The sequence below is a fragment of the Methylobacterium amylolyticum genome (assembly GCF_030700245.1).
Classification (GTDB): Bacteria; Pseudomonadota; Alphaproteobacteria; order Rhizobiales; family Beijerinckiaceae; genus Methylobacterium.
In genome coordinates this window covers 16066-42223 of record NZ_JAUYZI010000029.1, presented here as the reverse complement: position 1 = coordinate 42223, position 26158 = coordinate 16066, and the positions used below count along the sequence as shown (strand labels likewise).

General features: G+C 74.0%; 28 protein-coding genes and 1 riboswitch. Of the genes, 13 read left to right on the top strand and 15 right to left on the bottom strand.

Annotated elements, in window-relative coordinates; translation table 11 throughout:
- Positions 1-97: 97 nt before the first annotated feature.
- Positions 98-802, bottom strand: a complete 705-nt coding sequence (locus Q8W71_RS19985) for a GntR family transcriptional regulator (RefSeq protein ID WP_305527159.1) — start codon at positions 800-802, stop codon at positions 98-100.
- Between the two features lie 101 nt (positions 803-903).
- Between Q8W71_RS19985 and Q8W71_RS19980 the strand changes: the two genes are divergently transcribed.
- A complete protein-coding gene (locus Q8W71_RS19980; RefSeq protein WP_305527158.1) occupies positions 904-1905 on the top strand; it encodes a ribokinase in 1002 nt (333 codons plus the stop codon).
- Positions 1906-1919: 14 nt separating this feature from the next.
- Here Q8W71_RS19980 and Q8W71_RS19975 read toward each other — a convergent pair whose 3' ends face one another.
- Both Q8W71_RS19975 and Q8W71_RS19970 read right to left on the bottom strand, forming a co-directional pair.
- On the bottom strand, positions 1920-2234 hold the full coding sequence (locus Q8W71_RS19975) for a hypothetical protein (RefSeq protein WP_305527157.1): 315 nt from the start codon (positions 2232-2234) through the stop codon (positions 1920-1922).
- A 131-nt stretch (positions 2235-2365) separates the two neighbouring features.
- Positions 2366-2980 (bottom strand): hypothetical protein, encoded by a 615-nt coding sequence (locus tag Q8W71_RS19970; protein WP_305527156.1) that lies wholly within the window; start codon positions 2978-2980, stop codon positions 2366-2368.
- Positions 2981-3157: 177 nt separating this feature from the next.
- Between Q8W71_RS19970 and Q8W71_RS19965 the strand changes: the two genes are divergently transcribed.
- From Q8W71_RS19965 to Q8W71_RS19955, 3 genes are all read left to right on the top strand, one after another.
- Positions 3158-3679 carry a hypothetical protein gene (locus Q8W71_RS19965; protein ID WP_305527155.1) on the top strand — a complete coding sequence of 174 codons (522 nt, stop codon included), beginning with the start codon at positions 3158-3160 and terminating at the stop codon, positions 3677-3679.
- 256 nt (positions 3680-3935) lie between these two features.
- Complete coding sequence (locus tag Q8W71_RS19960; RefSeq protein ID WP_305527154.1) at positions 3936-4076, top strand: hypothetical protein; 141 nt, start codon at positions 3936-3938, stop codon at positions 4074-4076.
- A 37-nt stretch (positions 4077-4113) separates the two neighbouring features.
- The gene (locus Q8W71_RS19955; protein ID WP_305527153.1) at positions 4114-4305 is read left to right on the top strand and encodes a ComEA family DNA-binding protein; all 192 of its coding nucleotides are present in this window, start codon (positions 4114-4116) and stop codon (positions 4303-4305) included.
- 16 nt (positions 4306-4321) lie between these two features.
- Here Q8W71_RS19955 and Q8W71_RS19950 read toward each other — a convergent pair whose 3' ends face one another.
- Positions 4322-5632: a sensor histidine kinase gene (locus Q8W71_RS19950; RefSeq protein ID WP_305527152.1), complete on the bottom strand. Its 1311-nt coding sequence runs from the start codon at positions 5630-5632 to the stop codon at positions 4322-4324.
- Entirely contained in the window at positions 5632-6297 is a 666-nt protein-coding gene (locus Q8W71_RS19945; RefSeq protein ID WP_305527151.1) for a response regulator transcription factor, read from the bottom strand. The genes Q8W71_RS19950 and Q8W71_RS19945 overlap by 1 nt, the downstream gene beginning before the upstream one ends.
- Positions 6298-6632: 335 nt before the next feature.
- Here Q8W71_RS19945 and Q8W71_RS19940 point away from each other — a divergent pair, with 335 nt between their 5' ends.
- From Q8W71_RS19940 to Q8W71_RS19930, 3 genes are all read left to right on the top strand, one after another.
- Complete coding sequence (locus Q8W71_RS19940) at positions 6633-7292, top strand: DNA-binding protein (RefSeq protein ID WP_305527150.1); 660 nt, start codon at positions 6633-6635, stop codon at positions 7290-7292.
- A 169-nt stretch (positions 7293-7461) separates the two neighbouring features.
- Positions 7462-7746, top strand: a complete 285-nt coding sequence (locus Q8W71_RS19935; protein ID WP_305527149.1) for a hypothetical protein — start codon at positions 7462-7464, stop codon at positions 7744-7746.
- 94 nt (positions 7747-7840) lie between these two features.
- Positions 7841-8284 (top strand): DMT family transporter, encoded by a 444-nt coding sequence (locus Q8W71_RS19930; protein WP_305527148.1) that lies wholly within the window; start codon positions 7841-7843, stop codon positions 8282-8284.
- 19 nt (positions 8285-8303) lie between these two features.
- Here Q8W71_RS19930 and Q8W71_RS19925 read toward each other — a convergent pair whose 3' ends face one another.
- From Q8W71_RS19925 to Q8W71_RS19890, 8 genes are all read right to left on the bottom strand, one after another.
- Positions 8304-9929 (bottom strand): hybrid sensor histidine kinase/response regulator, encoded by a 1626-nt coding sequence (locus Q8W71_RS19925; RefSeq protein ID WP_305527147.1) that lies wholly within the window; start codon positions 9927-9929, stop codon positions 8304-8306.
- 150 nt (positions 9930-10079) lie between these two features.
- Complete coding sequence (locus Q8W71_RS19920; protein WP_305527146.1) at positions 10080-10916, bottom strand: glutamine amidotransferase-related protein; 837 nt, start codon at positions 10914-10916, stop codon at positions 10080-10082.
- Positions 10917-11030: 114 nt separating this feature from the next.
- On the bottom strand, positions 11031-11921 hold the full coding sequence (locus Q8W71_RS19915) for an NAD(P)H-hydrate dehydratase (protein ID WP_305527145.1): 891 nt from the start codon (positions 11919-11921) through the stop codon (positions 11031-11033).
- 26 nt (positions 11922-11947) lie between these two features.
- Positions 11948-12718 carry a histidine phosphatase family protein gene (locus Q8W71_RS19910; RefSeq protein ID WP_305527144.1) on the bottom strand — a complete coding sequence of 257 codons (771 nt, stop codon included), beginning with the start codon at positions 12716-12718 and terminating at the stop codon, positions 11948-11950.
- Positions 12719-12776: 58 nt separating this feature from the next.
- Positions 12777-14270: a DUF3526 domain-containing protein gene (locus Q8W71_RS19905; RefSeq protein ID WP_305527143.1), complete on the bottom strand. Its 1494-nt coding sequence runs from the start codon at positions 14268-14270 to the stop codon at positions 12777-12779.
- Positions 14267-15661: a DUF3526 domain-containing protein gene (locus tag Q8W71_RS19900; protein WP_305527142.1), complete on the bottom strand. Its 1395-nt coding sequence runs from the start codon at positions 15659-15661 to the stop codon at positions 14267-14269. Before Q8W71_RS19900 ends, Q8W71_RS19905 begins: the two co-directional genes overlap by 4 nt.
- Positions 15658-16470 (bottom strand): ABC transporter ATP-binding protein, encoded by an 813-nt coding sequence (locus tag Q8W71_RS19895; RefSeq protein WP_305527141.1) that lies wholly within the window; start codon positions 16468-16470, stop codon positions 15658-15660. Before Q8W71_RS19895 ends, Q8W71_RS19900 begins: the two co-directional genes overlap by 4 nt.
- Before the next feature lie 11 nt (positions 16471-16481).
- Entirely contained in the window at positions 16482-18581 is a 2100-nt protein-coding gene (locus Q8W71_RS19890) for a TonB-dependent siderophore receptor (protein WP_305527193.1), read from the bottom strand.
- A gap of 255 nt (positions 18582-18836) precedes the next feature.
- A riboswitch (cobalamin riboswitch) is annotated at positions 18837-19044 on the bottom strand.
- A 323-nt stretch (positions 19045-19367) separates the two neighbouring features.
- On the opposite strand from Q8W71_RS19890, the gene Q8W71_RS19885 reads away from it, so the two are divergent.
- Positions 19368-21710 (top strand): TonB-dependent siderophore receptor, encoded by a 2343-nt coding sequence (locus tag Q8W71_RS19885; RefSeq protein ID WP_305527140.1) that lies wholly within the window; start codon positions 19368-19370, stop codon positions 21708-21710.
- Positions 21711-21734: 24 nt separating this feature from the next.
- Here the strand turns inward: Q8W71_RS19885 and Q8W71_RS19880 are convergent, their stop codons facing one another.
- The gene (locus Q8W71_RS19880; protein WP_305527139.1) at positions 21735-21938 is read right to left on the bottom strand and encodes a hypothetical protein; all 204 of its coding nucleotides are present in this window, start codon (positions 21936-21938) and stop codon (positions 21735-21737) included.
- A gap of 108 nt (positions 21939-22046) precedes the next feature.
- On the opposite strand from Q8W71_RS19880, the gene Q8W71_RS19875 reads away from it, so the two are divergent.
- The 4 genes from Q8W71_RS19875 (at position 22047) to Q8W71_RS19860 (ending at position 24497) form a co-directional block, all read left to right on the top strand.
- Positions 22047-22685 (top strand): PAS domain-containing protein, encoded by a 639-nt coding sequence (locus tag Q8W71_RS19875; RefSeq protein WP_305527138.1) that lies wholly within the window; start codon positions 22047-22049, stop codon positions 22683-22685.
- Between the two features lie 156 nt (positions 22686-22841).
- Positions 22842-23051 carry a hypothetical protein gene (locus Q8W71_RS19870; RefSeq protein ID WP_370875481.1) on the top strand — a complete coding sequence of 70 codons (210 nt, stop codon included), beginning with the start codon at positions 22842-22844 and terminating at the stop codon, positions 23049-23051.
- Positions 23052-23134: 83 nt separating this feature from the next.
- Positions 23135-23593 (top strand): hypothetical protein, encoded by a 459-nt coding sequence (locus tag Q8W71_RS19865; RefSeq protein ID WP_305527137.1) that lies wholly within the window; start codon positions 23135-23137, stop codon positions 23591-23593.
- A gap of 382 nt (positions 23594-23975) precedes the next feature.
- Complete coding sequence (locus Q8W71_RS19860; protein ID WP_305527136.1) at positions 23976-24497, top strand: hypothetical protein; 522 nt, start codon at positions 23976-23978, stop codon at positions 24495-24497.
- A 132-nt stretch (positions 24498-24629) separates the two neighbouring features.
- Here Q8W71_RS19860 and Q8W71_RS19855 read toward each other — a convergent pair whose 3' ends face one another.
- Entirely contained in the window at positions 24630-25079 is a 450-nt protein-coding gene (locus Q8W71_RS19855) for a DUF6894 family protein (RefSeq protein ID WP_305527135.1), read from the bottom strand.
- 315 nt (positions 25080-25394) lie between these two features.
- On the opposite strand from Q8W71_RS19855, the gene Q8W71_RS19850 reads away from it, so the two are divergent.
- The gene (locus tag Q8W71_RS19850; RefSeq protein WP_305527134.1) at positions 25395-26144 is read left to right on the top strand and encodes a Crp/Fnr family transcriptional regulator; all 750 of its coding nucleotides are present in this window, start codon (positions 25395-25397) and stop codon (positions 26142-26144) included.
- The last annotated feature ends 14 nt before the right edge of the window (positions 26145-26158 follow it).

The window sequence follows — 26158 nt, the reverse complement described above, 5'->3', positions numbered from 1 at the left end:
TCTGCGCCGGCTGAGCGTCACAGGCGTCCCTCGACGTGATCGGAAACACGCGCCCCGAGGCCGAAGACCCGGCGCGGGTGGTCCGTCGCCGCCGGGATCAGGCCTGAAGCTTGAGATGATAGCGGTACATGTCGCCGCGGAACAGTCCTTCGACGTACTCGATCATCACGCCGCTCTGCGTAAAGCTGTGTCGTTTGATCAGCAGGCAGGGGATCGGCGCATCGAACGAGAAGACGCGGCACTCCTCGACCGTCGGCAGCGTCGCCTCCACGGTCTGCTGGCAGGACACGAGCCGCGCGTCGCAGTTCTCGGCCAGGAAGGCGTAGACCGAGCCGGACAGGTCGCCCGTCTCCAGGGCCGGCGCCGCCTTGAGATTGTACCACGCGACCTCGCGCGACATCGCAACCTCGTCGCCGTAGCGCACGCGGGTGAGCTTCAGGAACGGCGCGGTGGAGGGCAGGCCGAAGATCGAGGAGATCGAGCGATCCTGCACCGTGGCGCGCTCGACGATGCGCGTCGACGGCACCTTCCCGAGCTCGCGCATCTCCTCGGTGAAGCCCTTCAGGCGGTCCATGCCGGGCCGCACCTCCTCGGGCTGCGGGCGCACCAGGAAGCCGCGCCGCCCCTGGGAGGCCACGAGGTCGCGCTGCCTCAGGGCGGCGTAGGCGCGCTGGATCGTGACGCGGCTGACCTGGAGGCTCTCGGCGAGCTGGCGCTCGGCCGGCAGGATTGCGCCTGCCGGTAGCATGCCGCTGACGATCAACTCGTGGAGTTGTTCAACCAGTTGCTGATAGAGTGGCATTGCGGTGTCGTCGCGCAGCCGCAGCAGCGACGGCAGCGATGGACGCTCAAGATGAGAGGCATGAGCGGCTGCCGGATCGGTCCCGCTGAGCACGCGAAGAGATGGCCGGCCGGCCGCGGTTGTATCAGCCACTCTCTGAAACCAGGATTAGATCTGTGCGGATCTTTGTCGTCGGTAGTTTCGTCGTTGCTTGCTCGGTCGTTGTAGCACGGTTGCCGCGCGCAGGTGAATCACTTGATGCCGCAGCCTTTCTCTCGGAACCGGGGGGCAAGGGATTCAATCTGGCGGTCGCGGCCCACCGCCTCGGGGCGCAGGTGGACGGCCTGTTCGCGATCGGCGACGACCCGTTCGCGGCGGTGGCCGAGAAGGCGTTCCGCGACGCTGGACTGTCCACAGGTATGTTGGTCCGCCGGCCGGGCTCGACCGGCGCGGGCGTCGGCTTCATCGACGGCGCGGGCGAGAACTGCATCGCGGTCAGCCTCGGGGCCAACCGGCTTCTGGACGCGTCCGATGTCGACCGGGTCCGGTCGACGGTGGCCAATGCCGACCTCGTGATGGCGACCTTCGAATCGCCCGACGCGCCGATCCGCGCCGCCTTCGCGCGGGCGCGCGCCCGCGGCGCGCGGACCCTGCTGAACCCCTCGCCGTGCCGGCCGATCGATCCCGCGCTTCTCGCCGAGACCTCGATCCTCGTGATCAACCGCGTCGAGGCCGACGATCTCGGCCTCGACGGTGCCGCGCTCGCCGGGTCCGAGGGTGCCGACGCACCCGCGATGGCCGCGCTGATGCGGGACGGTCCCTCCACCGTGGTCGTGACCCTGGGCGAGGACGGCGCCGTGGCGTTCCGGAGAGACCAGCCGCCGTGCCGGCAGCGGGCGTTCCCCGTGGCGGTGCGCGACACGATCGGCGCGGGCGACGCCTTCGCCGCCGGGCTCGCGGTGTCCCTCATGGAGGACCGGCCGATCCAGGACGCCCTGCGGCGGGCCGCCGGGTGCGGGGCGCTGACGGCCCTGCGCGTCGGCGCCTTCGACGCGTTCCCCTCGGCGGACGCGCTCGACCGCTTCCTCGGGTCCGCGGCACCGGACGCGCGCGCCGGAGCGTGACGACGCGCGTCCGCCTACGCGCGCGGCCCGCCGGCGCAGGCGGCCTCAGCCGGCACGATCGATGCGGCCAGGGTCCGGCGCGCCGCCTCGACGCAGTCGCGCAGGATCGACACCGCATCCTCGGCGGCCACCATCGTGGCGAGTTCGGCGCCCGCGGGCGACGGCAGCGTCCGCAACCCGCGATCGAAGGCACGCTCGAACTGCCGCAGCGTCTCGTCGGCCCGGGACCCCGACAGTTCGCCCATCCGCACCAGCGTCGTCCGCAGCGCGACCCGCAGGAACGCCTCCGTCGTCCGACGCTTGAATGCCGCCCGCTCCTCACCGGTCATGGCCCGCCGCTCCTTCAACCATTGGTTGTATTAAGCGGCGCACAGGGTTAACGGACGGTAACCGCGACCGAGGGTCTTGACGGCGAAGTATCGCCGGCGGGGCCAGGGCCCGCTGGGCGCCGGCCCCGGACTCAGGGCGCCCGCCAGGGTGCCGCCTCCCCCGGGGACCGCTCCAGATGCTCCAGCGCGGCCATGACGATCGCCACGGCGGCGTGCGGCCCGACGATCCACGGGCCCTCGTACCCGTCCCGCTCCAGCCTGACCGCGTGGTCCTGTGCCCGGCAGCGCAACGTGAACCCGTATCCGGGCAGCAGGCTCCCGAGCAGCGCCACGGCCGCATCGTATGAGCGGATGAACGGGCGGACCGTCACGCTGCACGCGGTGACGTAGTAGCGCACCCTGTACTCCGGCAGAGCGCAGGCGGCGGTATTCGCGCGCCCCTGCGCGTCCGCGTAGATCGGCGGGCTGTTGCCGTCGTCGTCCAGGGCCAGCCTGTCGACGCACAAGCCCCATCGCCGCCCGGAACGCTCCGCGATCGTGTGATACAGGGCGTCGACGAGTTCGGCGTCGGCCTCCCGCTCCCGCCAGCGGTAGGCGTAGGGATTGGCCAGCCGCTCGCGCAGGGCGCGCAGCCGCGCGACATCGAGCGTCCGGGGATCCGGCGGCACTTGGTCGAACCGCTTCCCGCGGAAATCGCCGATCAGCGCGTCGATCGCGTCCTCGTCGTGGTCCGATCCCACAGCCACGTCCCCCATCCCCGACTTGGGCCCCGAGCCGGTGCCTCGAGTCCGGCACCGCCGCGACCCGTGTTGCGGAACGGTCACGGTCGCGCGCGCCTGTCGATCCGGTGTATTCGTTCCTTAAGCCCTGCATCCTAACTTAACGATCGGCCGCTCGGTCGCGGCCCGGACACCGTCAGCCCCATGCGTAGTCACTCGCGACGGTCCTTCGCCGTCGAGGTCAAGTCTGGCGGGCGCCGCCACACGACGATCATCCCCACCCGCATCGTCCCGCCCGCCGCGCCGCCGGTCCGCCCCCTCCCGTCCCCGCCCGCCGGCCCGGCCCCCGCCGCCGCCGAGAAGCGCAGGATCCTCCCGAGCCTGAAGCAGCCGGAGCCCGCCGCGGTCGAGCCCGCTGCGGTCGAGCCCGAAATCGCCGTGGAACGGCCGCCGCTGCGGCGGCGCGGACGGCCGCGCAAGATCCTCCCGGCCCCGGCCGAGCCGGCTAGACCGATCACCCCCGCGCCGATCACCCCCGCGCCGATCGCCCCCGTCGTAGACACCGTCCCGCCGCCGGTTCCCGCGGCCGCCGAGTCCGCCGCGGAGTCCGCCCCCAAGCGCGCCGCGAAGCCGGTCCCGAAATCCACCCTGAAGTCCGCTGCCAAGCCCGCCGGCCTCGCCCCCGGCGAGCGGTGGAAGCGGCGCCTCGGACGCTGGAGCCGGTAGGCCCGGCCGCCGCCCCGGGCCTTACGAAAAAGCCCGCCGCGGCGAACCGGGCGGGCTCAGTCGAGTTTGGGGCCCGCGGGAACCCATTCCCGCCGGCTCCGCGAGCGTAGCAGGCCGGAGCGCCGGATTCCCTGATCCATGTGAGCGCTCGAAGTGAGCGCTCGAACCGGGTGCTCGAACCGGGCGCCCGCTCCGCCGGTGCGGCGTCCACGAGCGCAGGCCTCGGCCCGCGGCCGCGCCGCCCTAGATCGGCGGCATGCAGCGCAGAATCAAGAACTGGATCATCGTCGGCACCGTGGCCGCCCTCGGGGCGGGCATCCTGATGATCGGCCTCACGTGGTCCTACGTCACCCCCGTCGTCGCCCCGGCGGAGACGGCCGCCCCGACCTCGCGGTGACGGTCGTGAGCGGAGATCGGGCCTCGGAAGGAACGCGATGATCGATCTGAACACGGCCACGGCCGAGGAGCTGGACGCGGTGCCGGCGCTCAAGGGCCACGGGCCCGAGATCGTCCGCTACCGGGAGGAGCGCGGGCGCTTCACCGACCTGCGGCAGCTCGACGAGGTGCCGGGGCTGTCCGGCAAGACGGACGGGGTCGCGGAGTCGGTGCGGGTCGCCTCCGACTGAGCACCCGCCCGCGCCCTCAGGCGGGCAGGCTCAGCGCGGCGCACAGCCCGCCCAGCTCGGAGCGCCCGAGCCGCAGGGATCCGCCGTAGAGTTCCGCCAGCTCCAGGGTGATCGGCAGGCCGAAGCCGTGGCCCGGCACGCCCTCGTCGAGGCGCCGGCCGCGGGCCATCACCGCCGCGGCGGCCTCCGGGTCGAGGCCCGGCCCGTCGTCCTCGACCCGCACCCGCACGCCGTCCTCCGCCCGCTCGACGGAGACCCGGACCGCGCCCCGGCACCAGCGGCAGGCGTTGTCGAGGAGGTTGCCGAGCATCTCGTCGAGATCCTGCGCCTCGCAGGCCGCCGCCAGATCGGCCGGCACGGCGAGGTCGATCCGCACGCCCCGGTCGGCGTGGAGCTTGGCCAGCGCGTCGCGCAGGTCGGCGAGGCGGGGCTCCAGCGGTGTGCGGGCCTGGGCGGAACCCGCGAGCGCCGCGGCGCGGGCCCGGCGCAGGTGGTGGCGCACCCGCCGGTCCATGGCGCCGACCGCGGCGCGCAGGTCGCCGCCGGGATCGCGGCCCGGCTCGGACAGCACCATGGCGAGGGTGGCGAGCGGCGTCTTGAGCGCGTGGGCGAGGTTGGCGACGTGGCCGCGCGCGCGCTCCAGGTTGCGCGCGTTCTGGTCGAGCAGCGCGTTGAGTTCGGCCACGACGGGGGCGATCTCGGCGGGCTGCTCGGCGGGCACCCGCGCCCGGCGGCCCGCGCGCACCGCGGCGAGGTCGGCCCCGAGGCGCTTCAGCGGCCCGAGGCCGAGGCGCACCTGCACGAGCACGCCGCCGACGAGGCACAGGCCGAGGATCCCGAGCGCCAGGGCGAGGCTCGTCAGCGCCTCGCGCAGCGGGCCGCGCAGGGCCGCCCGCGGCGCGGCGGCGAGGATGGTGGTCGGCGGATCGCCCGGCAGGTCGAGGACGCGCAGGATCAGCGGCTCGCCGCGGGGTCCACGCCCCTCCGCCGGGCGGGGCCGGCCGGGCTCGTCGTCGGGCGGGTCCGGGGCGACGATCCCGCCGCCGTCGAGGGAGGCGGAGCGGGCGAGCACCGTCCCGCGCCGCACCTCCCAGGCCCAGCCCGAGCCCGGCCGGTCGAAGGGCGGGGCGTCGAGGGCGCCGGGCAGGGCGCCGGCCTCCACCCCGGCGCGCAGGGCGGTGATCTGCGCGTCGAGCCGCCCGTCGATCTGCCCGCGCACGAAGCGGTGCAGGATCAGGCCGATGGCGAGCCCGGCCACCACGAGCGCGACCGTCACGAGGCCGAGGGCGGCGACGAGCAGCCGGGTGCGCAGGGAGCCGGCGTGCATCAGCCCGGCCCCGCCCCGAGCCGGTAGCCGTGGCCGCGCACGCTCTCGATCCGGGCCGGCGCGATCTTCCGGCGCAGCCGGGTGATGATCACCTCCACCGAGTTCGAATCGACCTCGGCGTCGCCCTCGTAGACCCGCTCGATCAGGTGCGGCCGCGGCACCACCGCGTCGCGGTTGAGCATGAGGCAGGACAGCACCCGCCATTCCAGGCCCGTCAGCTTCAGCGGCAGCCCGTCGCGCTCGAACGCGCCGAGCCCGGGGTCGAAGCTCAGGGGCCCGCACAGGATGCGGCTCGCGCCCCCGCCCTGCGCCCGGCGGACCAGGGCGCGCAGGCGGATCACCAGCTCCTCCACCCGGAACGGCTTGACGAGGTAGTCGTCCGCCCCCGCCTTGAACGCGGCGACCTTGTCGCTCCAGCCGTCGCGGGCGGTGAGCACCAGCACCGGCAGCGTGCGCCCGGCCGCGCGCCACGCGGCGAGCACCGAGATCCCGTCGCCGCGCGGGAGCCCGAGGTCGAGCACGCAGGCGTCGTAGCCCTCGGTCTCGCCGAGGTGGCGGGCATCCTCGCCGGTGCCGGCCTGATCGACGGCGCAGTTCTCGGCGCGCAGGGCCCTGGCGACCGCGCCGGCCAGGGCCGCGTCGTCCTCGACCAGAAGAATCTTCACCGCGCGTCTCCCCCACCCCGCACCGCGGGCGCGCCCGTCGTCCGGCGGCGAAGCCCGGTCCGGTTGCGAAAGCGCGCGGCGCGCCAGGGACTTGGCGCCGTGCCCGCTCGCGTCCCGGCTCTAAGCAGGTTCGCGTCGGCACGCCAACGCTTCACCCGCTTAGATCCTTGGGGGATCGCAGGTTTTCGACGCCGAACCGGCGACCACTTCGGCGAAACCTGCTTAGGCCCGGAGGCTTAACCGGGACTGAACCGGGCGGTTCAGGCCCGATTGGCGGGGCTGCCGTAGGACGGCGCCACGGGCCGAACGGGCCCCGAAGCGAAGGCAGACGAGACATGAGCGACGACACGATCATCGACGGGACCGCGCGCGAGATCCCGCAGGCCGCCCCGTCCCGCCCCCGGCGGGTGCCGCGGCGGACCTGGGCGGTGGGGCTGGTCGCGGTCCCCCTGGCGCTGGGTGCGGCGGGCCTCTCGCTGGCGCAGGGCGAGGTGCGGCCGACGCCGGTCGCGCCGGTGGCGATCCAGGCGCTCGCCCCCTCGGGCGCCACGGCGGTGAAGGGCGAGGTCGCCGAGATCTTCGGCAACAAGTTCGTGGTCCAGGACGGCACCGGCCGGGCGCTGGTCGAGACCGGCCGCGACGGCGAGGGCGGCGGGCTGGTCGTCAAGGGCGAGACCGTGACGGTCCAGGGGCGCTTCGAGAAGGGCTTCCTGCACGCCCGGATCCTCACCCGCGGCGACGGGCGGCAGGTCCTGCTCGGGTCTGCGGGCGGTCCGCCGGCCGGCAGCCTCGACTGGGCCAAGGACAAGGTCGGGCTGGGGCCCAAGGTCGACGTGCCGGCCCTGACCGCGGCGGTGGAGGCGGCGGGCTACGGCGACGTGCGCGTGACGGGGCGGGGCCCGCGCCACCTCGAGGTCGCGGCCCGCAAGGACGGCCAGGAGCGCCAGCTCCACGTCGGGTTCGACGGGCGCATCCGCGAGAAACCGACGCTGTGACCGGAGCCCGGGGCGCCGGCCGAAGGGTCACAGGCCGAAAAGTGGCAGGCCGAAGAGCGGCAGGCCGAAGGGTCGCAGGCCGGCGCCCCGGATCCGCGAGAACGATCGCCGCCGCGGCGCGGTTGACCTCGGGGCGGCTCGCACGGGCCGGCCCGGAGGGACAACAGCCATGACGATCAGGACACTCGGCCTCGCCGCCGCCTTCACGCTCGCGGTCACCGGAGCGGCGTTCGCCCAGACCACCGGCGGCGGGAGCGCGGAGCGCAACATGAACAACCCCGGCAGCGTGAAGAGCAACGCGGAGAAGGCCATGGAGCGGCCGGGCGCGGCGGGGACCGGCATGGCGCCCGGGACCAGCGGCGGGCCGCCGGTCAGCACGCCCGGCGCGGCCGCCGGCAGCGGCATGGGCAACGGCGCCACCGGCAGCGGCGCGGCGCCGAGCGGCAGCCGGTAGCGGAGGGCGCGCCGGGACCGAGCGCCCCGGCGCATCTTGTCGCGGCCACGGGCGCCGCGGAAACTTGACCGCGTGCCCGGCGGCTTGGCCGGGCATGTGGTTTCTCTACGGTCTCACCATCCTGGCTGGCATCTCCAACGCGATCCAGCCCGGGCAGAACGCGACCCTGTCGAAGGCGCTGGGCCTGCCCGTCACCGCCGCCCTGATCATCCTGCTCGTCAGCACGGCGGCGCTGCTCGTCGGCGGGGTCGCGGTCGGCAAGCTGGAGCTGCCGAGCGGGCCGCAGCTCGCCGCCGTGCCGTGGTGGGCGTGGCTCGGCGGCCTGTTCAGCGTCCTGCTGATCCTCGCGCAGCTCTACGCCTCGCCCGCCATCGGCGCGGCCTCGTTCCTCGGCATCATCGTGACGGTCGGCGTCGTCGCCTCGCTCGTGCTCGACCATTTCGGCTGGGTCGGCTTTCCGGTGCACCCGGCGAGCCTGTGGCGGATCGTCGGCGCGGCCCTGATGATCGGCGGCGTGGCGCTGGTCGCGCTGTTCTGACCGGGCCCCTGACCCGCCCTCAGCCGACGCCGGTGGGGCCGTCGAGGACGCGCCGGACGCGGCGGGCCAGCTCCATGCGCTTGTAGGGCTTGTTGATGATCTCGAACTCGGTGCCGCCCGCGTCCGTGCGCTCCAGCGACGCCTCGGCGTAGCCCGTGGTCAGCAGCACCCGGATCTTGGGCTGGCGCTCGCGGGCGGCGCGGGCCAGCATCACCCCGTTCATGCCGCCCGGCATGATCAGGTCGGTGAACAGCAGGTCGATGCGCGGCTCGCCGTCGAGGATCTCCAGCGCCGCCCGCGGGCCGTCGACGACGGTGACCTTGTAGCCGAAATCCTCCAGGATCGTGCCGGCGGTGGCCGCCACGTCGGGCCGGTCGTCCACCACCAGCACCGTCTCGGTTCCGTGCCGGTCGGCGGCCCGGATGGTCGGCCGGTGCTCCTCCTCCGCCTTCTGGTCCGAGGCCGGGAACAGCAGCCGCACCGTGGTGCCGTGGCCGACCTCCGAGTAGATCTTGACCGAGCCGCCCGACTGCTTGGCGAAGCCGTAGACCATCGCGAGCCCCAGCCCGGTGCCCTTGCCGTCGGGCTTGGTGGTGAAGAACGGCTCCATCACCCGCGCCACGATCTCGGGCGGCATGCCGCTGCCGGTATCGGTCACCGAGACGACGACGTAGGCACCGGGTCCGACCGTCTTGTAGAGGGCGGTGTCCTCGTCCTCGATCAGCAGGTTCTCGGTCTTCACCGTCACCGTGCCGCCGTTCGGCATGGCGTCGCGGGCGTTGATCAGCACGTTGAGCAGCGCGACCTCGGCCTGGGTCGGGTCGATCCGCGTCGTCCACAGGTCGGGGTCCGGCACGAGCCGCATCACGACCGCCTCGCCGAGCGTGCGCTCGGCCATCTCGCTCATGTTCTGGACGAGGCCGTTGATGTTGAGCAGCCGCCCCTCCAGGCGCTGCTTGCGCGAGAAGGCGAGGAGCTGGTGGGTCAGCTTGGCGGCGCGGTCCGAGGCGTCGCGCACCGCCTCGCCCGCCCGGCGCAGGCGCGCGACGTCGATGTCGGGGTGGTCGATCAGCGCCAGCATCACCTCGTTGTGGCCGGAGATGACCTGGAGCAGGTTGTTGAAGTCGTGCGCGATGCCGCCGGTGAGCTGGCCGAGGCTCTCCATCTTCTGGGCCTGGTGCAGGCTCTCCTCCGCGTCGCGGCGGCGCGAGACGTCGAGCTGCGAGCCGAAGAAGTAGACGAGGTCGCCCTGGCGGTTGAACACCGGCGAGACGAACAGCGCGTTCCAGAAGGACGAGCCGTCCTTGCGGTAGTTCAGGATCTCGGTGGCGAACTCGCGGTGGTCGGCGATCGCAGAACGCACCTCGCTCACCGTGTCCCGGTCGGTGTCGGGCCCTTGCAGGAAGCGGCAATTGGTGCCGATCAGCTCGTCCCGGGTGTAGCCGGTCATGCGCTCGAAGGCGCGGTTCACGAAGATGATCGGGTTGTCGGGCTGGTGCGGGTCGGTGACGATCATCGGCATGCGCGTCGTCTCGACGGCCGCGAAGAAGATGTCGTGATGCTGATCGATGACGCCGGACGGCCCGCTGCCGGTCACGGGCGTGCGCGGCCCGTTGTTCTTCGGCTTCTCAGGCGATGAGGGCATGGGCCGGGGCCTCGCTGCTGGGACGGGCGCCGCAGAGCCTCGAACCGAGGGACGAAAGGTTGTGCACGGCCACGTTGTAGGAAGCATCTGCATCAACCGGTGTCCACCGGGCCAAGAGGTCGCACCGTGGCCGGAGGCCGCCGGGGGCGGTCAATCGGGCCGCGCCGCGCGCAGGTGCCCGAGGAAGTTCGCGATCTCCCGGCGCCGGAGGCCGGCGTCGAGCACCTCCGGTCCGATCCCGTGGCGCCACGCGATCCGCTCCGCCGCGGCATCGCCGCGGGGCAGGGCGGCGACCTCGTCGGCGTAGGCGCGCACCTCGGCCGGATCCTCGGCCAGGCCCGCCTCGACGATCGCCGCCGCGCACAGGCGCAGCATCGCGGCGAGTTCGTCGAGGTCGAGTTCCGGGTGGTACTGCGTGCCCCAGAACCAGCCGGCCCCGCACCGGATCTCGATCGCCTGGACGCCGAGCAGCCGGTTGCCGGCCAGAACCCGGGCGCCGGGGGGCGGCTCCAGCACCGCGTCCGAGTGGACGGCGGGGGCCTCCCAGGTCTCCGGGCGGCCGGCGAGGAGCGGGTGGGAGCGGCCTTCCCGGGTGGGCACGATCCCCCGGGCGAAGCCGTATTCCGGGCCGTGCGGGTTCTCCGCCGCGTGCCCGCCCGCCACGACGGCGGCGAGCTGCACGCCCCAGCACGAGCCGAACACCGGCAGCCCCGCCGCGAACGCGGCGCGCATCAGCCCGACCTGACGCTCGACCTCCGCGCCGCCCTGCGAGACCTTGAGGGTCGAGCCCGTGACGATCATCCCGTCGAGGCCGCCGAGATCCGGCGCATCCGCGTCGGCGTCGGCGGGGTAGGCGAGCCGGCAGACGGCGTCGGGGGCGAGGGCGCGGGCGACGGCGGCGTAGGACTCGGCCGAGGTCCGGCCGGTGGCCGCGACGTGGCGGCTGCGGGCCGCGCGGCCGTTGCCGTCGGCGATGAGGAGACGCATCTCGTGGGCTCTGGGATCGGGGAAGCCGCCTCTACCTCGGCCTTTCGCGGGCCGAATCCGCCCCGGCAGGTTGTCGCGCGGCGCGGGCGCCGCAGCGGCCCGCCCGGGTCGGGATCAGGCCATCACCTCGGCGAGGATGCCCGGGACCTGCCCCGGGATCTCCCGGGCGAGGAAGCCGATCCCGCCGTAGCGGCGGGCCAGCCGGCGCCCGGCCTCGCCGTGGGCGTAGACGCTCCACAGGGCCGCCGCCTCGGGGGCGGCGCCGCGGGCGAGCAGGCCGACGATCAGCCCGGCCAGCGTGTCGCCGGAGCCGGAGGTCGCCAGCCCGACATGGCCGACCTCGTAGCACCACGCTTGCCCGTCGGGGGCGACGACGTGGGTCCGGCCGCCCTTCATCACCGTCACCGTGCCGAACCGGTCCGTGGCGGCCCGGGCGGCGGCCAGGGGATCGGCCTCGATCGCCTCGCGGGATTGGCCGAGGAGCTTGGCCATCTCGCCCGCGTGCGGGGTGATCACGGCGGGCCGGGCGAGCCCGCCCGTCAGGCCGGGCGCGTCGGACAGGGCGGCGAGCGCGCCGGCGTCGAGCACCACCCCCGCGTCGCCGTCCGCGGCCCCGCGCACCAGCGCGGCGGCTAGGGCCGCGCCGTCCGCGTCCTCGTTCATGCCGGGGCCGGCCAGCACCGCGTCGCTGCGCCCGGCGCGGCCGGCGAGGTCGTCGGCGCAGGCGCTGGCGATCCCGCCGTCGGGCGTCTGGGGCAGGCCCACCACCAGCGCCTCGGGGACCGCGATGCCGATCGGCACCGCGAGGTCCCGGCAGACCGCGATCTGAAGCTTGCCGGCCCCGGCGCGCATCGCCGCCTCGGCCGCCAGCAGCACGGCGCCGGGCAATTGCGTGCAGCCCGCGACCACGAGGACGCGCCCGCGCCCGTCCTTGCTGTCGCCCTCGGCCTCGGGCAGCCCCAGGGCGCGCAGCAGGTGTTCGGTGACCGGTGTGACGGTGGCCATCGCGCTTCCCCTTCGCGGGCCGCCCGTCACTGCGCGGCGGCCTCGGCGTCGGGTTCGGAGGTAACGGGGGCGCCCTGCGCCTCAAGAGGTGCGACGAAGTTGTAGCGCACCAGCGCCAGCCCGCCGCCGGGCCGCGCGTCGGGCGCGAAGACGTACTCGGTCACCCCGCAATTGGCGACGTCGCCCTCGGCGTCGACCCCGAGGATCTCGGCCTCGCTCATGTCCTCCAGGAGGTAGCGCAGGCACAGCACCACCACCTGGTGTGCGACGACGAGGACGCGCTTGCCGCCGTGGTGCAGGGCGATGGTGTCGAGGGCGCTGCGCAGGCGCAGGATCACGTCGCACCAGCTCTCGCCGCCGGGCGGGCGGTGATAGAACTTGCCGAGATCGGCGCGCAGGGCCGCCTGCTCGGGGTGCAGGCTCTCGATCCCGGCGCGGGTCAGCCGGTCGAGGATGCCGAACTCCTTCTCGCGCAGCCGCTCGTCCACGAGCAGCCCCGGGGTCCCCGGCGCGAGGCCGCCGGCCGCGCGGATCGCCTCGGCGGTGCCGACCGCCCGCCGGTAGGGCGAGGCGAGCACGAGGTCCGGGCGCTCGGCCTCGGGCAGGCTCGCGAACCAGCGTCCGAGCGCGCGCGCTTGGCGCTCGCCCAGCGCGCTGAGCGGCACGTCCACGTCGCGCTCGGCGATGTCGATGCGCGCGGCCCCGGAGGCCTGGGCGGCGTCCCGGGCGACGTTGCCGGCGCTCTCGCCGTGCCGGACGATCCAGAGATAGGCCGGATGCCGCTGCTGTTCCTCCAAAGGTTCCTCCCCGCTCGACGGGACGGAACGCACCGCCGCAGGGGCCGTTCCGGCGCGCTCAGGCCGGCCACGCCCCGAGGCGCCGGTAGGCCAGGGCCGCCAGCGCCAGGGCGGCGGCCAGGAGGCAGGCGGCGCCGAGGAGCGCCTGCCGCGCCGCCGCCTCCGCCGGGAGGACGGCGGGGAAGGCCGGCACGGCGTCGTAGGCGTCGAAGTCGAGGCGCGCCTGGCAGCCGGCGCAGACCGGGGCCGGGCGCAGCGCCTGCGCCAGGATCCGCGGCTCGAAGAACGCGCGCAGCCGCCGCCGGTGCTCGGAGACGGCAGCGAGGAAGGCCGCGTGCCGGCCGGCATCGGTCCCCGCCGCGGTCTCCAGGGCCAGCGCCAGGGCGGTCGCCGGCGAGAGCGGTGCCAGCCGGGCGCTCCAGGCCGCCGCCGCGTCCGCGCGGGCCTGGAGCGCGTCCCGGTGCCCGGCCAGAGCGGCGTCGTAGAACGCGTCGCGCGCCAGCCGCTTGATCTCGGGCGCGTCGCGCAGCGCGGGGGGGTCCTTCGCCTCCGCCTCCGGCGCCCGCGCGGCGAGCCACGCCGCGACGATCCGCGGGCCGGCCTCGCCGGTGTAGAAGCGGTCCTGCGCCTCCCGGCTCGCGTCGATCGCCGCGATCCGCGACGGGACCGGGGCGAGACCGTCGACGACGAGGCCGAGCGCCGCCGGCAGGGCGACCACGAGGCAGGCCCAGGCCAGGACGAGGAGCGTCAGCGCCGCCACCGCCCCCCGCCACAGGCTCGCGGCCAGCGCGCAGGCCGCCACCCAGAACAGGGTGTAGGCGGCGAGCGCCGCCGCGAGCCCGGCCCCGGTCGTCCCCCAGCCGGCGAGCGGACCGAGCGCCCCGGTGACGGCGAGGGCGAGCGCCGTCCCCCCCAGCACCGCCCCGACGGCGACCAGCGCGGCCGCGCCGAACTTCGCCCCCGCCACCGCGCGCGGGCTCACCGGCTGGGCCGCGATCAGCCGGAGGATGCCCGCATCCGCCTCGGCGGAGAGCCGCGTGCCGGCGAGCGCGATCACCGCCAGCGGCACGAGGTGGACGAGCACGAAGGCGAGGTCGAACGGCCCGAGCCGGAGCGTGGCGGCGGAGCCCGGCTCGTAGGCGGTGTCGTCGAACACGGTGCTGAAGCCGAAGCTCACCCGGGTCAGCGCCGGCTGCACGTCCGCCTGCCCGACCGCCAGCGCGGCGAGCGGGGTCGGCGGCTTCACCGCGTAGGCGGCCAGGAAGTAGTGCATGTAGCCGAAGGCGTGGGTCGGATCCTGCCAGTAGGCCACCCGCAGCGGGCCGGGCTGCGCGTAGCGCGCGCGGGCCGCCTTGGCCGCGTCCACGGCGCGGGTGGAATCCCCTGCGGCCGCGGCGATCGCCGCCCGCTCGGCCGCGACCCGCTCGGCCCCGATGCGGGCGCCGAGGCAGAGGGCGGCGGCGAGCATGGCGAGGATCGCCCAGGTCAGGGGCTCGCGCAGGAGCAGACGCAGCTCGGCGCGCAGCAGCCGGTGGAAGCGGGGGGCGCTCACGGGCGGAGCCTCCGGACCAGGGGGACGCTCAGGGCCGCGAGCGCGGCGAGCCACAGGGCCAGCGCCAGGGCCGGCCCCGCGGCGTCGGCGAGCCCCCGGGCGAGGGGCAGCGGCGCGGGGGTGAAGGGCGGGATCGCCCGCCACAGCTCCGGCCCCGCCACGAGCTGCCGCCCGCCCCGCTGCGGGTTGTCGCGGATCTCGGCGTTCATGCGCTCGGAGATGCCCCGGCGGTAGGCCTCCGCCGCCCAGACGAAGTGGGCGTGCTGCGCGAAGTCGGTGCCGGCCAGCGTCTGCGACAGGGCCTGGAGGGCGACCCGGGGCGAGAGCAGGCCGGCCCAGCCGAACGCCCGCTCGCGGCCGGCGAGGCCGGCGAAGAAGGTGCCGAGCTCGCGGTCGTAGACGGCGTAGGCGTGGTGCTCGTTCTCGATCATCGTCAGGCCGCGCAGGTCGACGGGCAGTTCGTCGGGGTCGGAGGCCCCGTAACGGGCGAGCGCCGCCCGCACCTGCGCGTCGCTCGCCTCGGCGGTGCGGTGGTCGCGCAGGTCCGCGTCGATCCGGGCGCGGGCCTCCCGGTAGGAGGGCGCGGGCGCCACGACCTCGACCCCCGCGGTCGCGAGCCGCGGGGCGACGACGCAGAGCCCGACCCAGACCGCGAGCGCGGCGGCGAGCGCGCCGCGGGCCGTGCGGGCGGACAGCGAGATCAGCAGGGCGATCAGCAGGAACACGGCGGCGTAGGCGAGCTGGGCCAGGGTCCAGACCGCCAGCCGCGGGCCGACCTCCCAGCCCTCGGCTCCGACGCTCGCGGCGGCGAAGCCGCCGAGCGCCAGGAGCGGCAGGCCGACCAGCGCGGCGAGGGCGAGGAGCAGCGCGGCGAAGCGCCCGGCGAACAGCCGGCCCGGCCGCGCCCCGTTGCCGAGCGCCAGCCGCAGGGTGCCGCGCTCGCGGTCGGCGGCGAAGGCGGAGAAGCCGAGCAGGATCGCGGCGAGCGGCACCACCAGCCCGACGATGTCGGCGACGCTGCCGAACCCCGAGCGGGTGAGCGGCCCGGCATCCTGCACGGCGCGGTAGACGGCGTCGTTGAACAGGTGCGCCTCCACCCGCACCATCCGGCCCGTGTAGGGGCCGGTGCCGGGATCGAGCACGGCGAGCGGCGCCACGGGGCGGAACACCCACAGCCCGTAATGGTCGGCCGAGTGCGGGTTCTTGGCGTCCTGCCCGAGCCAGCGCGCCCGCTCGGCGGCGGTGATCCGCTCGACCTCGGCGGCGTAGCGCGCGGCGCCCTGCCACGCGCCGAGGCCCGCCACCCCCAGCAGCAGCAGGAGCACGGCGCCGATCCAGCGCGGGCGCGCGTCGCGCCACGCCAGCGCGAGTTCGGCCGCCACGCGCCTCACGCCGCCGCCCCCGCTGCCCCGGTCGTCGCCGCACCGGTCGTCGCCGCCCCGGTCGTCGCCGCACCGGTCGCCCCCGCCAGCCGCTCGATGTAGAGCCGCTCCAGGGCGACGTGGTCGAGGCGGGCCGGATCGATCTCCTCGACGACGCGGCCGGCGGCGAGCACGCCGACCCGGTCGGCCATCTCGCGCACCCGGTAGAGGTCGTGGGTGGCCATCAGGACGGCGGTGCCCCGCGCCGCCGCGGCCCGCACCGTCCCGGAGAACTCGGCCGCCGCGGCCGGGTCGAGGCCCGAGGTCGGCTCGTCGAGGAGCAGCAGCCGGGCGCGCCGCGCCAGCGCCACGGCGATGCCGACCTTCTGGCGCATGCCCTTCGAGTAGGTGCCGGCCGGCCGCCCCCGCGCCTCCTCCGCCAGCCCAGCCTGGCCGAGCAGCCGGCCCGCCTCGGCGCGGCCGAGGTCGAGGCCGGCGAGCGTCGCGAAGTAGCGCAGGTTCTCCAGGCCCGAGAGCCCGGGATAGAGGGCGACCTGCTCGGGGATGTAGGCGATCCGCGCCCGGGCGGCGACCGGCTCGGCCCCGGCATCGATCCCGCAGACGCGGACCGCGCCGGCATCCGCCCGGAGGAAGCCGAGGACGAGGTTGATCGTCGTGGTCTTGCCGGCCCCGTTCGGCCCGAGCAGGGCGTAGACGCCGCCGGCGGGCAGGGTCAGGTCGAGACCCTCCAGGGCGACCCGGACGCCGAACCGCTTGGCGACGCCCCGCAGCGCCAGCACCGGCGCGTCGCCCGTCTCATCACCCGTGTCGTCGTGCATCCCGCCCGCCATCAGAACCGCACCGTGAACGAGCCGGTGAAGCGCCGCGGCGAGCCGGGGAACACCCGGAAGACGTTGAGCGAGCTCTCGTAATAGGCGACGTTGCCGATGTTCTCGATGTTCAGGGCGAAGCGCATGTTGTCGTAGCGGTAGTAGGCCAGCGCGTCGAAGGCGACGTAGGCCGGCAGGACGAAGCCGGAACCCGCCGCGTCGCCCGCCCGCTCGCCGACGCCGCGCACCCCGCCGCCGATGCCGAACCCCTTCCACGCGCCCCCCGGCTCGTAGACGGCGAGCAGGCTGCCGGAATGGCGCGGCACGTTGATCAGCGGCGCGCCCACCGGCAGGACGTTGTCCTTCGTCACGACCGCGTCGGCGTAGACGTAGCCGGCCAGCACCTTCAGCTCCGGCCCGAGCTGGCCCTGCGCCGTCAGCTCGAAGCCCTGGCTGCGCACGCCGCCCGCGGCGAGGGAGAAGCCGCTGTTGTTGGGGTCGGGGGTGAGCACGTTCTGCCGCTCGATGCGGAAGGCCGCCGCGGTCAGGAGCAGGTTGCCGCCGAACAGTTCGGACTTGGCGCCGATCTCGTAGCCGAGCCCGGTCTCGGGCGGCAGCGGCGTGCCGCGGGTGACGGCCGCGGCGTCCGGCCCGATATTGGGCCGGAAGCTGGTGCCGACGTTGGTGTAGAACGACAGTTCGGGGATCGGCCGGTAGAGCAGGCCCGCCCGCGGCGAGGCCGCGAGCCGCGACTGCTCGGTCTGGCTGCGCACCACCCGCTCGCGGAAGGACTGCTCGAAGATGTCGAGCCGGACGCCGACGAGCGCCCGCCACTCGGGCGTGAGGACGATCTCGTCCTGCGCGTACAGGCCGGTGTTGGTGATCCGCTCCAGGTTGTTGCGCGGAATGGTGATCGGCGGCAGCGCCTGCCCGTAGACCGGCGCGTAGATGTCGAGCGCGTAGGGGTTCGCGCGAAAATTCGAGCGGAAGTACTGGGTCCGGCTGTCGGTCGCCTCGCGGTCGACGCCGAGCAGCACGGTGTGGCCGATGCCGCCCGTGTCGAAGCGCCCGATCAGGTCGGCCTGACCGATCGCCACGTCCCAGCGGTAGTCGCGCACGTTGCGGTCGCGGGCCACCGTGCGGTTGTCGGCGGCGAGCGAGCGCACCTCGGCCGACTCGCCCTCCAGGTCGCCGGTGTTGAGGTAGGTGGCGAGCCGCATCTGCCACGCGTCGTCGAAGCGGTGATCGACGCGCACCTGCATCGTGTTGTTGTTCTGGTAGGTGCTCTGGCCGGGCTCGCCGAGGAAGCGCGACAGCGGCAGGAAGCCGAGCTGCCGGTTGATGGCGATGACGCCGCGGTCGAAGACGATGCGGTTCTTCACGAACTCGGTCTCGACCGTGATCCGGGTGTCGGGCGTGACCTGCCAGCTCACCACGGGGGCGACGAGCAGGCGGTCGCTGTTGACGAAATCGCGGAAGCTGCCCGCGCCCTGGGCCGCGAGGTTGAACCGGTAGAGGACGGTGCCGTCGGCGCTGAGCGCGCCGCCCGCGTCGATCGTGCCGCGGGTCAGCCCGAACGAGTCGACCTGGTTGCCGAACTCGACGAAGCGCTCGGCGGTGGGCTGCTTGGTGATGATGTTGATCAGGCCGCCAGGGTCGCTGCGCCCGAACAGGCCGGCGCCCGGCCCCTTCAGCACCTCGATGCGCTCGACGTTCTGCGCGTCGGGCGGGGGCGGGGTGCCGCGGTTGAGCGGGAAGCCGTTCTTGTAGATCTCCGAGGTGGTCACCCCGCGGATGGCGTAGCTGAAGATGCTCAGGCCGCCGAAATTGTTCTGCTGGGCGACGCCGGGGAGGTAATTGAACACCCGGTCGACGCGGGTGGCGGCGAGGTCGGTGATCACCTCGCGCGGGGCGACGTTGACCACCTGCGGCACGTCCATCTGCGGGGTGGCGGTGCGCGTGGCGCTGACCGCCCGGGCGGCGCTGAAGCCCGGGGTCGGGCCGATCAGGCCGATCGTGCCCGAGGCCGTGGTCGTGCCCGGCGCCGCGCCCTCGCCGACGTGCTCGACCGACACCTCCTCCAGCGCGACATCCTCCGCACGCGCGTCGGGGGCGGGCATCGCGGCCGAGAGCACGGCCGAGAGCGCGGCGGCGGGCGCGAGGCGCGTCGGGCGTCGCGTCGGGCCGCGCGCGGCCCTAAGCGCTGCCTTGGGCGCGGCCCCGGACGCGGACGCCCGCTCGGCGGGGGAGAGACTCGGACGGGCGTTCACCGGAGCACTCGCGGTTGCCGGGCGGCGGCCGGACGGATGCGAGGGCGCCCACCGGACCGTCGCGGCCCGCAGCGCACGCGCTCCGCCCGGGGCACCCCGCCCGAGGGATGACGTCGTGCCGGGGCAGGTCTCCTGGCTCGCGGGTCGTCACCCCTGCCTGGCCTTCCCGGTACGCGCACCGGTGACCGTCGTCGGCAGCGGCTCACCGCTCACAGTTGCGGGGGCAGCTTCGGCCTCGCTCCGGAGAGCTCACCGAATTCCCGTCTTAGCCCGCGGGCCGGAACCCGCGAGAACCTCGGCAGGCGGGATACTCGGCGCGGCCGGACCGCGGGTCAACGGCCCGGAAACGATTTGTAACAGTGTTGCACGCGGCGTGGCCGATCGGCCACAGCGGGCGGGGCGGACGCGCACCCTGCCGCACGCTCGGCCGGATGCGGGGCATCGCGCGGCGCGCGAGCCGGTTCCAGCGGGGCGGACGGACCTGCCGCGTCCGGTGATTGTGATTTACATTTATAAAAACTCCAAAGTAAGTAGCTGTTGTATTGTGTTAAATTTGCCATATCACGATCACGCACCCGTGATAGACGCGTATCCGATGGATTTTTCGCGCGCAGAATCGCGCCCAAGGCTGGGAAAATGTCGGATCATCATCACGCACGTGTTCCCGTCGGCGCTCCTCAGGTCCGCAAGAGCGCCATCCTCGGGGTTCTTCTGTCGACGACCTGCGGCATTCTGCTGACGGGCGGCGCCCAGGCCCAGCCGGCGCCGGTCACGGACATCGAGCTGTCCGAGCTGAGCGTCACGGGCGAGGGCGGCGGGCGGAGCCTGAACACCGACCTCTACGGCGCGGGCGGCGCCGTCGGGCCGGTGCCGGGCTACGTCGCCAGCCGCAGCACGGTCGCCACCAAGACCGACACGCCGATCCTGGAGACGGCGCAGTCGATCTCGGTGGTGGGCCGCAAGCAGATCGAGGATACCAACGCGCTCACCGTCAACCAGGCGCTGCGCTACACGCCCGGCGTCACCACCGAGCAGCGCGGCGGCGCCGGCTCGACGCGCCTGGAGCAGTTCTACATCCGCGGCTTCCTCGCCCCGATCTTCCTCGACGGGCTCGTCCTGCCGGGCAACCGCGACGCGTTCCCGTCCGTCGATCCCTTCCGCATCGAGCGCATCGACATCATCAAGGGCCCGAGTTCCGTGCTCTACGGACAGGCGGGTGCGGGCGGCATCGTCAACATCGTCTCCAAGGTGCCGCGCTTCGTCCAGCACGGCGAGATCTTCGTGCAGGGCGGCGGCTTCAACGAGGTCCGCGGCGGCTTCGACGTCGGCGGGCCGATCGCCTCCGACGTGCCGGGGCTCGCCGACCAGTTCGCCTACCGGCTGATCGGCTCGGGCTGGAACGGGGACGGCCCGGTGGTGACGACCCGGGTCGAGCGCGCCTTCATCAGCCCGATGCTCACGTGGCGGCCCTCGACCGACACCTCGCTGACCCTCATCGGCAACTACCAGCGCGATCCGTTCTCCGGCTTCTACGGCGGCTTCCCGGCGGTCGGCACCGTGTTCGCCCGCAACTTCGGCAGCGGCGTCTTCGGCCGCCTGCCGGTGAACTTCTACGACGGCGACCGCAACTTCGAGCGCTCGGACCGCACGCAGGGCTCGATCGAGTACCTGTTCGACCATCGCTTCGGCGAGGGCCTGCGCTTCCACTCCGCCGCGCGCTACCTGCACTCGGAGGGCGACTACCGCAGCGTCTTCTCCGCCTTCAACGAAGCCAACGGCCCGTTCACCTCGGGGCCGCTGATCGCCCGCTCGCGCGGCGGCACGAAGGTGCAGATCGACGCCTACACCATCGACAACAACTTCATCGCCAACTTCGACACCGGCCCGCTCAGCCACACCGCGCTGCTCGGCGTCGACCACCGCACCATCCGCACCAGCACCTATGCCGGGCCGTTCCCGACGGCCCCCAGCCTGAACGCGCTGGCGCCGAACTACTTCACGAACATCCCGTTCCCGGACTTCACCTCGCAGCAGCGCATCTCCGCCGAGCAGACCGGCGTGTACTTCCAGGACCAGATCAAGTTCGACCGCTACGTCCTCACCCTCGGCGGCCGCTACGACGTCGCCCGCCAGGCCGGCCCGACGCGGACGCTGGCCACGGGGGCGCTGGCGTTCCAGGACGTGCCCGCCGACGCCCTGACCTACCGGGCGAGCCTGCTCTACCTGTTCGACAGCGGCGTCGCCCCCTACGTCTCCTACAGCCAGGCGTTCGAGCCGATCGTCGCGGGCCGCGTGTTCGATCCGGCGCTCGGGGCGACCGGCCGCATCCCGATCCCGATCGCGAGCGACCAGTACGAGGCGGGCATCAAGTACCAGCCGCCGGGCACCGACATCCTGCTCACCACGGCGTTCTTCGACATCCGGCGCTCGAACTCGACGTCGACCGACCCGGTCAATCCGGGCTTCGTGGTCCAGACCGGCGAGGTCGGCGTGCAGGGCGTCGAGTTCGAGGCGCGGGTCAACATCACCGAGAACTTCAACCTCGTCGGCGGGTTCTCGCTCCTCGACATCCGCAACGTCCGCGATCAGGGCACCACGCTGAACGACCTGACCCGGCAGCAGGTGCCCCTCCAGGGCCTGCGCCCGGTGCTCGTGCCCGACACGACCGCCTCGGTGTTCGCCGACTACCGCTTCACCGACGGCCCGCTCGCCGGCCTCGGCCTCGGCGGCGGCGTGCGCTACCTCGGCCCGTCCTGGGGCGACCCGGCCAACACCTTCCAGGTGCCCGAGAGCGTGCTCGTCGACGCGGTCGCCTCCTACGACATGAAGTACCTCGACCCGCGGCTCGCCGGGCTCAGCGCGCAGCTCAACGTCCAGAACCTGCTCGACGAGCGCTACGTGACGGGCTGCTTCTCCTACTCGGGCTGCTATTACGGGCTGCCGCGGACGGTCTACGCCACCCTGCGCTACCGCTGGTAGGCGCCGGGTCCGGGCGGCGGGCGCTCAGGCCCGCGCGCCGCCCTCCGGATCGTCCGGGCCGGCCTCCTGCGGGGGCGCCGGGTCGAAGAAGCTCTCGACCGGCACGCCGAGGGCGGCCGCCACGCGCCCCAGGACCTCCAGCTTGCGGGCGCGCTCCGCCGCCGCCGCGGCCCGCTCGGCCGCGAGCCGCTCGAAGTCGCGGCCCTCGCTCTTGTCCCGCTCACCCATCCCGGACCTGCCGTCTCCGGATCTCGCGCACAGCACGATATCCCAGTTGCGAAACGACGGGAAATTGTGATCCTGCCCCGCAACACATTTGTGAGGGCCCGGGATCGCATGCCGCGCAGGTCTTCGGGCGGCGCCCTGTGGGCGTCGCCCCCGCCGCTGACCGCCCTCAGGATCGGCGTGTGGGAGGACGACGTCGGGGCCGACCGGACGCGCGGCGACGCGGTGATGGCCCGGCTGTTCGGCCTGAGCGAGGCCGAGGCCGCCGAGGGGATCGCGTGGTCGCGCCTCGCCGCCCGCTTCCACCCGGAGGATCTCGCCCGGGACACGGAGCACCGCCGCCGGGTGCGCCAGGCGGGCGGCCTGTTCGCGTGGGAGCACCGGATCGTGCCCGCCCCCGGCATCGTGCGCTGGGTGCTGGCGCGCGGGCACTTCAAGCGGGACGCGAACGGCCGGATGCGCGGACGCGGCATCGTCATCGACATCACCGACAGCCGGACCGACGCGCAGCTCGAAGGCCCGGCCCGCTTCCTCGCGGCGCGGGAGACCGCGGGCTCGATCACGGAACAGATGGCCGAGCGCGCCCTCGATCTGTGGGAGTTGCTGCGCGACCTCGACGCGGCCTCCGCCAGACGCCTGCGCCCCAAGGTCGAGGCCGTCCTGCGCGAACTCGGCTGCCAGATCGCCGCCTCGCTGACGGACGAGGCCGCGAGCGCGCCGGCGCCGGAGCGCGATCCGCGGATGCACTGAGCGCGCCCGGGCGCTCCGGGCTCGCCGGACCCTGCGAGCGCCGCGCGGTCCGGGCCGGCCGGATCCGGCGGCGCGGCGAACGGAGGCGGGCGTCGGCCGTTGATGCCCGGCGACCGATGCCGGGCGTACCGCCCACGCTTTCCCGAGAGTGCCGCCGTGAGTGCTGACCTGACGCCTGCCGCATCCGAGACCGGGGCCGCGCCATCGGACGGCCGCCACACCTTCCCGCCCCACGTCGTCGCGGCGCTCGACGAGCATTGCCGCGTCGAGAAGCTGTCCCGCGAGGCGGCCATCTGCGCCCTCGTGACGGAATCCCTGCGCTTCAAGGGCTACCTGCCCCGCAGGCCCGCGGATGCGGGCCCTTGATCCGGGGACGCCGGAGCGGGCAGGCTCGGGCGACGGCCCCGGCGCGACCCGTGGGGGGCGGGACCGCCGCCGGGGAGGTGACCATGGCAGGCAGGCACGTCTCGCCGACCCTCGGGTTGGCTCACGGGCCGGTTCTCGGGCCGGTTCTCGGGCCGGCTCTCGCGCTGGCGCTGTGCGTCGCGCCGGCGGCGGCCGCGCCGGTGAACGACTGGGCCGCCTTCCGCGGCGCGGTGGCGGCCTGCTGGAGCGTGCCGCCGGACACCGAGGGCTCGCTGATCGCCTACCGGTTCGGTCTCGACAAGGCGGGAGCCATCCGGGGGACGCCCCTGGTCACCGCGCGCCGCTTCACCGGCGACCGCGCGGCGCACCGGCGCTACGAGGACGCCGCGTCCGAGGCCCTGGCCCGGTGCTTCCCGATCGCGGTGACGCCGGCCTTCGGCGCCATCCTCGGCGAGAGCCCGATCAACCTCCGCTTCGTCAACACGCCCCCGACGGCCGCCTACCAGTTGAACAACAACATCACGATCTTCGCGCCCCGCTAGAGCGCTCTACGCCGAAGGGGATGCCGGTTCGGCGGAGCGCGTCGAAACGAAGACTTGGAGCCGCAGCGTCGTCGAGGGGCCACGGTCCACGACAGTTCGGAGTTTGCGTCGGCCGCTCCCACCAACCTCCCTCATCCTGAGGTGCCGGAGCGCAGCGGAGGCCTCGAAGGAGCCCTCCAGCCGGCCGCGCGATCCCTGGAGCCCTCCTTCGAGGCCCGCTGTCGCGGGCACCTCAGGATGAGGTCGAGGGTCGTAAACGCCCCCTCGGCTCGCCGCGTCGTGTACCGTGGTCGAGGATCGCCGGAAGCTCCGGACTTTCGCATGGCCCGGCACAGTCGAATCGAATACGCTCCGCGCGCTCCCGTCCGGCCCGGAGATACAGATGTCGCTGCACAAGATGTACTTCTGGAAGCCGGTCTCGGGTGCCCAGGGCGGGGTCGGCCACGCGTCGCTGGACATCGATTTCGGGGCGGGGCCCGGAAAGGCCGAGTACGTCAGTTGGTGGCCGGGCGGGACCGGCAGCAAGGGCAGTCCGGGCGCGTCCGCGGGGACGCTGTGGGAGCTCTTCCCCGCCGGCGCCATGAGCTACGACACGGACACCGGCCCGAACGGCGAAGGCCGTCAGCCGGACGACGCGGTGGAACTCGACAACATCCTCGACGCCGACCTGATGCGCGAGAGCTATGCCAGAATCAAGACCGACATGACCTACAACATCCTGAACAGGAGCTGCGCGACGATGGTCGCCAAGGTCATGCTGGCCGGAGGGGGCATCCTGAGCGTGCGGTACGCGATGGCGCCGATCGCCGAGTACGCGTGGACGCCCGCCAGCGCGCACAGGCTCGCGAAGATGATCAAGGCGGATGCGGCCGTGATCCGGGCCCGGCTGAAATACGGGATCTGAGCAGGTTTCGCCGAAGCGGTCGCCGGCCCGGCGTCGAAAATCCGCGCGTCTTCGAAGATCGAGAGCCTCGTTCCGACGCGCCCTGAGCGGGAGCCCGACCCGTCGGGGCGGCCCGCGCCGCGGTGCCGCGCCTCACCGCTCCCGGGTTCCCTCCGCCGCTCCCGTCGCGGCAGCGGCCGGACCCGGCGCGTTCCCGTCCGGCAGCGGCGCCGCGAGGAGCGCGCGCGTGCAGTCGAGATTGTCCAGCAGCCGCGCGTGCTCCTGCCGCACGGCCTCGATCAGTTGTCGGACGGTCTCCGGCTCCGGCGGCCGGGGACGCGCCCCGTCCCGGGGCCGGCGCGCCGGGCGCGGTCCCCGCAGGCGCTCGCGGAACGGCATTTCCAGGAGGGGCCGGTCCTGCGCATCCGCGATCACGAAGGCGCAGACCAGCGGATCGCGCCCGGCCCTCAGGAATTCCGCCGACAGGGCCGGCACGGCCGCGCAGGCGTCGAGATAGGCGGCGTCGAGATCCGGGAATTCCAGGCCGTGCGGGTCGTATTCCAGGCCGCTCGGCGTGCGCAGGTGAAAACGAAACAGCGGCATCGTTCTCGGGATCGGACGGCGTCGTGGGGTCTCGCGCGGCCGGCGCGCACGGGTCGACGGCCGTTACACGGGATCGCGTGCGGGCCCGCGCCAACATAGGTAGGGCGCCACAGGGTCGGAGGCCCCGTGCCGGTCGCGGCACGGGGCCTCCGCGCGACCGGGGCGCCCGCTTTTTTCGCTCGGGCGCGGCGGGCCGGCATCCCCTTCGCGGCGCGGCGCCCTAGCTCGACCACGCCGGCCCGGAATCAGAGGGGCGACGACGGCGGGAGCGGTGGCGCGCTCTCGACCGCGGCGGAGGGCGCGGCAGAGGGCGCGATGGCCGAACTGACCCAGTCCGAGATCCACCCGTTCATCCGCAAGATCGAGACGATCGCGCTCTTCGCGCTGTCGGAGGCGGAGCGGGCGGCGCTGGCCGCCCTGCCGATGCAGGTGGCGGTTCTGGAGCCCTACCAGGACATCGTGCGCGAGCACGAGCGGCCCGCCCGGTCCTTCGCGATGCTGGAGGGCCTGACCTGCACCTACAAGACGACCCGGGCGGGCAAGCGGCAGGTCATGGCCTACCACGTCCCCGGCGACGTGCCGGACTTCCAGAGCCTGCACCTGGAAGTGCTCGACATCAGCATCGGCACGGTGACCCCGTGCCGGGTCGGCTTCGTCCGGCACGAGACGCTCCGGGCCCTGTTCCGCGCGCATCCGCGCCTCGTGGACGCGTTCTGGCGCGCGACGCTGATCGACGCCGGGCTCTGCCGGGAGTGGATGCTGAACAACGGCCGGCGCGAATCCTACGCCCGGATGGCGCACCTGTTCTGCGAGCTGCTCATGCGCCTGGAGGCGGTCGGGCTCGCGCAGGGGAACGCGTGCGAGCTGGGCCTGACCCAGCCCGAGCTCGGGGACGCGCTTGGGATCTCCACGGTCCATGTCAGCCGCACCCTGAAGGAGCTGCGCGAGGCCGGACTGATCACCCTGAGCGGCGGGCGGCTCGCCGTGCACGACCGGGCGCGGCTGGCCGCGGCGGCCGAGTTCGACCCGACCTACCTGCACCTGCGCGATCCGAAGACCCACTGAGCCGCACGCGCCCG

Coding starts and splice junctions, on each gene's coding strand:
- Q8W71_RS19985 (WP_305527159.1), bottom strand. CDS start 802: ATGCCACTCTATCAGCAACTGGTTGAACAACTCCACGAGTTGATCGTC.
- Q8W71_RS19980 (WP_305527158.1), top strand. CDS start 904: ATGGCCGGCCGGCCGCGGTTGTATCAGCCACTCTCTGAAACCAGGATT.
- Q8W71_RS19975 (WP_305527157.1), bottom strand. CDS start 2,234: ATGACCGGTGAGGAGCGGGCGGCATTCAAGCGTCGGACGACGGAGGCG.
- Q8W71_RS19965 (WP_305527155.1), top strand. CDS start 3,158: ATGCGTAGTCACTCGCGACGGTCCTTCGCCGTCGAGGTCAAGTCTGGC.
- Q8W71_RS19960 (WP_305527154.1), top strand. CDS start 3,936: ATGCAGCGCAGAATCAAGAACTGGATCATCGTCGGCACCGTGGCCGCC.
- Q8W71_RS19955 (WP_305527153.1), top strand. CDS start 4,114: ATGATCGATCTGAACACGGCCACGGCCGAGGAGCTGGACGCGGTGCCG.
- Q8W71_RS19950 (WP_305527152.1), bottom strand. CDS start 5,632: ATGCACGCCGGCTCCCTGCGCACCCGGCTGCTCGTCGCCGCCCTCGGC.
- Q8W71_RS19940 (WP_305527150.1), top strand. CDS start 6,633: ATGAGCGACGACACGATCATCGACGGGACCGCGCGCGAGATCCCGCAG.
- Q8W71_RS19935 (WP_305527149.1), top strand. CDS start 7,462: ATGACGATCAGGACACTCGGCCTCGCCGCCGCCTTCACGCTCGCGGTC.
- Q8W71_RS19930 (WP_305527148.1), top strand. CDS start 7,841: ATGTGGTTTCTCTACGGTCTCACCATCCTGGCTGGCATCTCCAACGCG.
- Q8W71_RS19925 (WP_305527147.1), bottom strand. CDS start 9,929: ATGCCCTCATCGCCTGAGAAGCCGAAGAACAACGGGCCGCGCACGCCC.
- Q8W71_RS19920 (WP_305527146.1), bottom strand. CDS start 10,916: ATGCGTCTCCTCATCGCCGACGGCAACGGCCGCGCGGCCCGCAGCCGC.
- Q8W71_RS19915 (WP_305527145.1), bottom strand. CDS start 11,921: ATGGCCACCGTCACACCGGTCACCGAACACCTGCTGCGCGCCCTGGGG.
- Q8W71_RS19895 (WP_305527141.1), bottom strand. CDS start 16,470: ATGCACGACGACACGGGTGATGAGACGGGCGACGCGCCGGTGCTGGCG.
- Q8W71_RS19890 (WP_305527193.1), bottom strand. CDS start 18,581: ATGCCCGCCCCCGACGCGCGTGCGGAGGATGTCGCGCTGGAGGAGGTG.
- Q8W71_RS19885 (WP_305527140.1), top strand. CDS start 19,368: ATGTCGGATCATCATCACGCACGTGTTCCCGTCGGCGCTCCTCAGGTC.
- Q8W71_RS19880 (WP_305527139.1), bottom strand. CDS start 21,938: ATGGGTGAGCGGGACAAGAGCGAGGGCCGCGACTTCGAGCGGCTCGCG.
- Q8W71_RS19875 (WP_305527138.1), top strand. CDS start 22,047: ATGCCGCGCAGGTCTTCGGGCGGCGCCCTGTGGGCGTCGCCCCCGCCG.
- Q8W71_RS19865 (WP_305527137.1), top strand. CDS start 23,135: ATGGCAGGCAGGCACGTCTCGCCGACCCTCGGGTTGGCTCACGGGCCG.
- Q8W71_RS19860 (WP_305527136.1), top strand. CDS start 23,976: ATGTCGCTGCACAAGATGTACTTCTGGAAGCCGGTCTCGGGTGCCCAG.
- Q8W71_RS19855 (WP_305527135.1), bottom strand. CDS start 25,079: ATGCCGCTGTTTCGTTTTCACCTGCGCACGCCGAGCGGCCTGGAATAC.
- Q8W71_RS19850 (WP_305527134.1), top strand. CDS start 25,395: ATGGCCGAACTGACCCAGTCCGAGATCCACCCGTTCATCCGCAAGATC.